The organism is Synechococcus sp. OH2, assembly GCF_047462155.1.
In the GTDB taxonomy this organism is placed as follows: domain Bacteria; phylum Cyanobacteriota; class Cyanobacteriia; order Thermostichales; family Thermostichaceae; genus Thermostichus.
Genome location: NZ_JANSIR010000122.1, coordinates 1 through 1,777 on the forward strand (window position 1 = coordinate 1; position 1,777 = coordinate 1,777).

The window sequence follows — 1,777 nt, forward strand, 5'->3', positions numbered from 1 at the left end:
GTTGCGGGAGCGCTTAGGGATTGATGTAAGTACTGTCACGATACACAATTGCTTGAAAAAGCGAGGAATGACTCTAAAAAAAGACTTACCGCAGCGCGAGAGTCCAAGAAGATGAAGTGCAAAAAGAACGACTAGCTGATAGTCAAATGGTCAGAACTTGGGTCATGCTCCATCATTAGGAGCTATCCCCCCTACAGTATACGGTAGGGTATCTTGCGAAGGAGGCGCCACTTTGGCCACTTAAAGTTCCAGAGTAGCTTTCCTTCCCGCACTAAAGTGCGGGGCCTCCAGCTAACCTTCTGCGACCCACCTTCTTTCATGGAGCAACCAATCTCTTCCCTGGCACCTGATCCCATCAAGCCAGGGGATCTCCTATCCCTGGAGATCACCGACCTAACCCCCGAGGGCAATGGCATTGCCCATACGCTTGGCCACGGGCGGGGTCGGGCGGTGTTTGTGGCCCAAGGTGTGCCGGGGGATCGGGTGGTGGCCCAGGTCATTGAGATTAAGCGCAACTACCTGGTCGGGCGAATTCGTTCCCTCCTTGCTCCCTCGCCGCAGCGGGTGCGACCCGCTTGCATTGTGGCGGACAAGTGTGGTGGCTGCCAGTGGCAGCACGTCAGCTACGAGCAGCAGCTAGCCACCAAACAGCAAATTCTCCGGGATGCCCTGGAGCGGATTGGCGGCCTCTCCCTGCCCGAGCCCGTCCCGATTTTGGGATCCCCGCAGCCGCTGCGCTACCGCAACAAGGTCACCTACCCCATCGCCAAAGCAGAGGGCCAGCCGTTGCGCATGGGCTACTACCGACCGGGCAGCCACCGCCTGGTGAACCTCAACCAATGCCCTGTGCAGGACGAGCGGCTGGATGTGTTCCTAAGGGAAATAAAGCAGGATCTGCAGGAAACTGGCTGGAGCGTGTATGACGAAAGCCGCCACCAGGGCCACCTGCGCCATCTGGGCTTGCGCATTGGCCGCCGCACCCGTGAGGTGCTCCTCACCTTGGTCAGTTGCAGCCGCGACCTGCCCCATCTGGAAAGGTGGGCCCAGCGCTGGATGCAGCGCTACCCTGACCTGGTGGGGGTCTGTCTTAACCTCAACCCGGCCCGCACCAACGTCATCTTTGGCCCGCAAACGGAGGTCATTGCCGGGCGGGGATCCCTGCGGGAAGAATTGGCCGGTCTTTCCTTTTGGATTGACAGCACCTCCTTCTTCCAAGTCAACACGGAGCAGGCGGAGGCCTTTTTTACCTGGATAGTGGATCAGCTCCAGCTGCGTGGCGAGGAGATCGTCCTAGACGCCTACTGCGGCATCGGCACCCTAACCCTGCTCTTGGCCCGGCGGGCCAAACGGGCGATAGGGGTGGAAGTCCTGCCGGCGGCGGTGGCCCAGGCCCGCTACAATGCCCAGTTCAACGGCATCGCCTCGGCCCAATTTTTCCAGGGCACAGTAGAAGCGGTTTTGCCGACTCTGCCTCCTGCCGATATCGTGGTGTTGGACCCGCCGCGGCGCGGCTGTGACCGGCAAGTGCTCGAGATCCTGAAGCAGCGACAACCCCAGCGCATCGTCTACATTAGCTGTCACCCTGCCACCTTGGCGCGCGACCTGCAAATCCTGATGGCCGAGGGATCCTACCGCCTAACCCAATGGCGAGCTGCCGATTTCTTTCCCCAAACGGGCCATGTCGAGGGAGTGGTCTTTTTGGAGCGGGTCTGAGGACAACTCCAGGGGAGGGGGTGAGGGAGCACTAGCCGGCGGCAACCAATGCTAACGTCAGAAT

At 60.1% G+C, this 1,777-nt stretch carries 1 protein-coding gene and 1 pseudogene; both read left to right on the forward strand.

Annotation, left to right across the window (positions count from 1 at the left end):
• Positions 1 to 155, forward strand: a pseudogene (locus NW835_RS13230) (IS630 family transposase); the annotation flags it as partial.
• 163 nt (positions 156 to 318) lie between these two features.
• On the forward strand, positions 319 to 1,713 hold the full coding sequence (rlmD, locus tag NW835_RS13235; RefSeq protein WP_414415528.1) for a 23S rRNA (uracil(1939)-C(5))-methyltransferase RlmD: 1,395 nt from the start codon (positions 319 to 321) through the stop codon (positions 1,711 to 1,713).
• Positions 1,714 to 1,777: the final 64 nt, after the last annotated feature.